Below are 5,925 nucleotides of genomic sequence, written 5' to 3'. Positions count from 1 at the left end.
ATGGCGGCGGGCATCCATTCACCTCCCTGCAACGGGGGAAACCATGGACGGACAGATCCAGAAGTACCAGGGGCAGATCTTCAGCCTCAACATCGACGACCTGGACGTGGAGGAGCTGGAGCGGCGCCTGGAGATGGCGATCGCCAACCCCGACTCGCTCGAAGCGTGCGGCATCAACAAGGAGTGCAGCTGCGGAGCGCTGACCAGCTGCACCACCTTCTGCAAGTAGTCCGTCGCTGAACCGGAACGAAGCTCCGCGGGATGGTGCCCGGAGAGGGGCGCCCCTCTCCAGGCGGCCGCGGGTGCCCGCGCCGGTTCGTGCCCGCCGCGCGCCACGGGCGGGTATCCTCTTTACTCCCCGCGAGGAGTCACCATGGACGGAGCCATTCAGAAGTACCAGGCCACGGGCATCTTCAGCCTGAACATCGACGACCTGGACATCGACGAGCTGGAGCGGCGCCTGGAGATGGCGGTCGCGAACCCCGACTCGCTCGAGGTGTGCGGCTCCAACAAGCAGTGCACCTGCCCGTCCCTGTCCAGCTGCGGAACGTACTGCTGAGCAGGGCCGGCGAGTACCGGCGTGACGGCGGGGGCGCCCGGCGTGGCCCCCGCCATCCACCCCTTCACCTTTTCGGAGAGAGAGATGGACGGAGCCATCCAGAAGTTCCAGGCGGTCGGCATCTTCAGCCTGAACATCGACGACCTGGACATCGACGAGTTGGAGCGGCGCCTGGAGATGGCGGTGGCCAACCCCGAGTCGCTCGAGGCGTGCGTCAAGAACACCACCTGCAAGTGCGACCAGCTTGCGAGCTGCGGCCAGTACTGCTGACCGCCGCACGAGCCACCCCTTTACCAGGGAAAGGTTTCCATGGACGGACAGAAGCTCCAGCCGCAGATCTTCAGCCTGAACATCGACGACCTGGACGTGGAGGAGCTGGAGCGCCGCCTGGAGATGGCGGTCGCCAACCCCGACTCGCTCGACGTCTGCGGCGTCAACCGGGAGTGCAACTGCGCCAAGCTGGGCAGTTGCGGCACGTACTGCTGAGCAGGGCCGGAGAGTGCCGGCCTGACGGCGGGGGCGCCCGGCGCGCCCCCGCCACCGCCCTCCCACCTAGTCTGGAGTGAACCATGGACGGAGCCATCCAGCGGCAGCAGGCAGCCGGTATCTTCAGCCTGAACATCGACGACCTGGACATCGGCGAGCTGGAATCCCGGCTCGAGATGGCGGTCGCCTCCACCGTCATGGGGATCTGCAACGCCCATTGCGCCTGCAACGGCAACAGCTGCAGCCCTTGCCCGGCACTGACCTTCTGCGCGTCCTACTGCGAATGACCGGCGCGCCGCGCGTATGAAACGTCCGGGAACCCAGCACCCATCGTGATCGGAATGCAGTCCTCCCTGTCTTTGGAAGCGACGCCCGGCGGCTCGCCGGCGGCGCCCGCCGCCGAGCTCGCGCCGGCCCCCCGGCTGCACGGCTTCGAAGAACGCTTCGTGGTAGACACCTCCGAGCGGGACCCGGTGTACCTGCTCACCACCCCGGACGGGCGCTACCTGCGCTTCTCCCCGTCGGCGTTCCACCTCCTGCAGATGATGGAGAGCGGGATGACCGCCGCCGAAGTGGCCGAGCACTTCTCGGGCGGGAGCGCCCGCGCGGTGACCCCGCAGGAGATCGAGGCGGCGCACGCGCGGCTGATGGAGCGCGTCCGCGAGCTGGACAAGGCGGTCGACGCCTCGCCGCTCGGCCTGCGCTTCGCCCGGCGGCTGATCCCGGCGGAGGCGGTGCGCAGGGTGGCCGACCGGCTGGTGGGGGCTTTCGAGGGGGTGCCGCTCTACCTGCTCCTGGCCCTGGTGGTGTTCTCCACCACGCTGCACCTGGGGATGCTGAGCTCGGTGAACATGCCCGCCCTCGTCCCCTACTTCTGGACCGGGTACGCGCTCTTCTGGGTCTCGGTGGTGGCACACGAGTTCGGCCATGCCGCCGCGTGCGCCCGCTTCGGAGCGCGCCCCGCCGACATCGGCATCGGCGTGTGGTTCATCTACCCCGCCCTCTATTCCGACGTGACCGACGCCTGGCGCCTGACGCGGTGGGAGCGGGTGGTCGTGGACGTCGGGGGGATCTACTTCCAGGCGGTGGTGGGGGCGGTGTACGTCCTTCTCTTCGAGGCCACGGGGTGGCGGCCGCTGCAGGTGGCATCGCTGCTCATCGCGGCCAACTGCCTGTTCTCGCTCAACCCCATCTTCAAGCTCGACGGATACTGGATCATCTCCGACGCGCTTGGGGTGACCAACCTGCGCACCGACACGCGCCGGATCGTGGCCATCCTGTGGTCGTGGCTGCGGGGCCGCGGCGGCCGGGAGCTGCCGTGGTCGCGGGGCGTGGCCGTCGTCATCCTGGCGTGCGGCACGCTGGCGGCCGGCGCGTGGGCGTACTTCATGGTCAAGGTGGTGCCGGTGCTCTGGACCCGCATCGTGGCGTACCCGGAGCTGGCGGCCTCGTTCGGCCACGACCTGCTGTGGAACCGCGCGCAGATGAGCGTCGCGCGGGGGCTCAGCTTCTTGCTGGCCAGCCTGCTGGTGGTGCTGGGGCTCCGCATGATCTACGACCTGAGCCGCCGCACGGTGATGCAGGGGACCAAGGCGAGCCGGGCGGGGGTGCGGTGGGTGCGCGCGGCGGCGGCAAGGCCCGCACCCGTGGTGGCGTCGGAAAACAACTGACGAGGCGGCGCGGCCACCGAGATGCCGCGCCCGAGAGAACTCACGCACCTTTCGGAGCCCCATGCGCTTTCTCTTCTGCTCGTTCGCCAGCCCTGGATTCCTCTTCCCGCTGGTGGGGCTGGCGCACGAGCTCCGCCGGCGGGGGCACGAGACCGCCTTCGCCACGGGGCTCGGCGCGGTGCCGGTGCTGGCGGGCGAGGCGCTCCCCCGCATTCCGCGCGGCGACCGCGACGGCGACAGCTTCAACCCGTCCCTCTGGTACGACCCGCTCTCCTGCGCGCTGGACGTGAAGCACGTGGAGTACGCCATCGCGCGCTACCACCCCGACGCGCTGGTCACCCATCACCTCTGCCTCTCGGCCCTGGTGGCGGGGGAGCGCGCCGGGATACCGGCCGCCGTGCTGGGCTCGTTCACCTACCTGTGGCCCGCCGCCAGGCCGGCCGAGGTGGCGGTGTGCTCCGAGACGGTGTCGCGCCGCGAGTGGCGCCTCGACGAGGGGACCCGCGCGCTCAACGAGGTGCGGCGCCTCTTTCGCCTGGACCCGATGGGCGCGGCGCCCGAGGAGAACGGCTTCCTGGGCGACCTCTTCATGCTGCGCAGCGTGCCCCTGCTGGAGCGGGACTGGACGGCGCTCCCGGACCGCGTGCACCTGGTGGGGCCGTGCACCTGGGAACCGGCCACGGGCGACGGCTCGCCGGCCGCGGCGGGGGCGGCGTGGCGGGATCTGGAGGCCCACCTCGCCCTGCCGGATGCCCCCATCGTGTACCTCAACAACGGCCGCTCGTTCGGAGGGCCGAGCTTCTGGCCCCAGTTCGTGGAGGGGCTCGCCGACGCGCCCGTGCAGGTGGTGGGCTCCTCCGGCCGGATGGACGCCGAGCTCGGGCCCCTCCCCGGCAACTTCCTGATCCGCACCCACATTCCCCACGGGCTGGTGATGGGCCGGGCCCGGGCCATGGCGGGGAGCAGCCACACGGCGGCGGTGCTGGGCGCGCTTATGCACGGCCTGCCGAGCGTGCTCTTTCCCTACGGCGTGGACACGCTGGACAACGCGGAGCGGCTGGTGGACGCGGGATGCGCGCTCGCCATGGACGTGCCCGCGCTCACCCCCGGCGCCGCGCGCGACGCGGTGGAACGGGTGCTCGCCGACGCGCCGATGCGGCGCAACTGCGCGGCCGCATGCGAGGCGCTGCGGGCCGCGCACTCGTTTGCGCCCGCCGCCGGGCTGGTGGAGGAGCTCGCGCTGGGCCGCGCCGCGGGGGAAGCGGGGTTCGGGACCGTCGCGCTCGCCGGGACCGCCACCCAGCGCCCGCGGCCGGGCCGGCCCGCCGCGGCGGAGCGGGTACCGGCGACCCGCTAAGCGCAACGCCGTTCTCGACTTGCGAGACGCCGCGCGGGAGCCCGCACCAATCCGCTGCACCAGAATGGTGCGCCCCGCACCGCTCTGGAGCGACATACGTTTCGGCCTCTAAAACGTAAGTAGTGCGTCCGTAGCGAGTTAGCACTAACGGAATCCGCCATTCGCTGCGGTCCGGTGCTTGCCTTTACTCACGCCGACCACTCGAACACTCGTCCTGTTGCGCATCGGCCTGGTGCGGCACACAGGTTTGCGGTTGTTCCGTCACCAAGCCAGTCACCCGGGAGTTGTTCCTCATGCGCATCCGCTTTTCGGCCGTCGGCGTCCTCGCCCTGGCCACCCTCGCCGCCTGTTCCGATGAGACCACCACCACCGCCGGCATGTCGCCGGTGCAGAGCCCGGAGTTCGCCGCGGCTCCCGCGCAGGACGAAGTCGCCCCGGGTGAGGTGCTGGTGAAGTTCAAGGACGGGGTCGACGCGAGCGACCTTCTTCGCGCCAACGGCCTCGTGCGCCGCGCGGTGGGCTACAAGGGCTCCTTCGAGCTGCTGAACGGCGCCCGCGGCCAGGAGCGCGCGCTTGCCGCCGTGCTCAAGAACGACGCCCGCGTGGAGTGGGCCGAGCCGAACTACATCCGCAAGGTCGAAGCGATCGACAGCCGCCTGTGGGCCTTCTACAACCCGGGCGGGCAGAACATGAGCTTCTACAACGACCCGAACGGCCGCACCGGCCCGCTGCCGAGCTCGTACGCCTCCCTGGCGGACGCTGACGAGGACGCGATCGAGGGGATCGGCGCCGGCGGCGCCGCGGTGGTCATCAGCGGCATCGACACGGGCGTGGACTTCAGCCACCCGGAGTTCACCGGACGCCTGATCCGCGGCTGCGACTGGTACAGCATGGCGGCCGCCGGCAACGGCAGCGGCACCTGCAACGACTTCACCTCGGACGACACCCCGGACCAGGGCCACGGCACGCACACCAGCGGCACGATGGCCGGCACCACGGTGGGCGTGGCGGGCGTGACGGGCGCCGCGGCGAACGTCAAGATCTACGTGCAGCGCGTCTGCGGCGCCGCCGGCTGCTACACCTCCAGCATCATCAACGCGATCCGTGCCGCGGCCGACCAGCCGAACATGGTGGCGATGAACCTCTCGCTGGGCGGCCGTACCGAGTCTGCCGGTGAGAAGAGCGCGATCCAGTACGCCACGGACAAGGGCGTCCTGGTGATCGCCGCCGCGGGCAACTCCGGCACCAACAAGGTGGGCTGCCCCGCCTGCGACCCGAACGCGATCTCCGTGTCGGCCACCGACTGGAAGGACGTGCTCACCAGCTACTCGCAGTACGGCACCGGGCTGGACATCTCGGCTCCGGGCGGCCTGTGCTACAGCAACACGACCGAGGAAGGCTGCATCTTCAGCGCGATCGTGGCGGGCTACCAGGCGACGCAGGGCTTCCTGGAGTACAACGGGCCGCTTGCCGGCGGCAAGTACGCCTACATGAACGGCACCTCGATGGCGACTCCGCAGGTGACGGGCGCCGCCGCGGTGGTGGCTTCCAAGACGGGCCTGCGCGGCGCCGCGCTCCGCGCCCGCCTGGAGAGCTCGGCCAAGGACCTGGGCACGGCCGGCTACGACAACAAGTACGGCAACGGCCGCCTGGACGTGTACAAGGCCATCACCGGCACCACGCTGGGCGCCGGCCTGTAAGCCTCCGCACGATCGGGTAGGACCGCTGGACAACACGGGACGGGCGAGGCGCGGGTTGCGCCTCGCCCGTCTCGTTGCATCGAGGGCCCTCTCCCCGCTCGTCACCTCGCTGCCCCTCCCCCAAACCGCTGGGGGAGGGGCGTTTAGCGTGCA

General features: G+C 70.5%; 8 protein-coding genes. All 8 read left to right on the top strand.

All coding sequences use genetic code 11. From position 1 onward, the window contains the following. Positions 1-229: hypothetical protein (locus VF647_15085; protein HEX8453424.1), on the top strand; the 229-nt coding region annotated here is incomplete at its 5' end. A 144-nt stretch (positions 230-373) separates the two neighbouring features. Next, positions 374-559 (top strand): hypothetical protein, encoded by a 186-nt coding sequence (locus VF647_15080; protein HEX8453423.1) that lies wholly within the window; start codon positions 374-376, stop codon positions 557-559. 84 nt (positions 560-643) lie between these two features. Next, complete coding sequence (locus VF647_15075; GenBank protein ID HEX8453422.1) at positions 644-829, top strand: hypothetical protein; 186 nt, start codon at positions 644-646, stop codon at positions 827-829. Between the two features lie 39 nt (positions 830-868). Continuing rightward, complete coding sequence (locus VF647_15070) at positions 869-1,045, top strand: hypothetical protein (protein ID HEX8453421.1); 177 nt, start codon at positions 869-871, stop codon at positions 1,043-1,045. A gap of 83 nt (positions 1,046-1,128) precedes the next feature. Next, entirely contained in the window at positions 1,129-1,332 is a 204-nt protein-coding gene (locus VF647_15065; GenBank protein ID HEX8453420.1) for a hypothetical protein, read from the top strand. A gap of 54 nt (positions 1,333-1,386) precedes the next feature. Beyond that, on the top strand, positions 1,387-2,715 hold the full coding sequence (locus VF647_15060) for a hypothetical protein (protein HEX8453419.1): 1,329 nt from the start codon (positions 1,387-1,389) through the stop codon (positions 2,713-2,715). A 61-nt stretch (positions 2,716-2,776) separates the two neighbouring features. After that, positions 2,777-4,072: a nucleotide disphospho-sugar-binding domain-containing protein gene (locus tag VF647_15055; GenBank protein HEX8453418.1), complete on the top strand. Its 1,296-nt coding sequence runs from the start codon at positions 2,777-2,779 to the stop codon at positions 4,070-4,072. Positions 4,073-4,365: 293 nt separating this feature from the next. Further along, positions 4,366-5,772 carry a S8 family serine peptidase gene (locus VF647_15050; protein ID HEX8453417.1) on the top strand — a complete coding sequence of 469 codons (1,407 nt, stop codon included), beginning with the start codon at positions 4,366-4,368 and terminating at the stop codon, positions 5,770-5,772. Positions 5,773-5,925: the final 153 nt, after the last annotated feature.

Source organism: Longimicrobium sp. (assembly GCA_036387335.1).
Classification (GTDB): Bacteria; Gemmatimonadota; Gemmatimonadetes; order Longimicrobiales; family Longimicrobiaceae; genus Longimicrobium.
The sequence above is the reverse complement of the archived record's forward strand: the minus strand, read 5'-3'. Positions and strand labels throughout refer to the sequence as shown.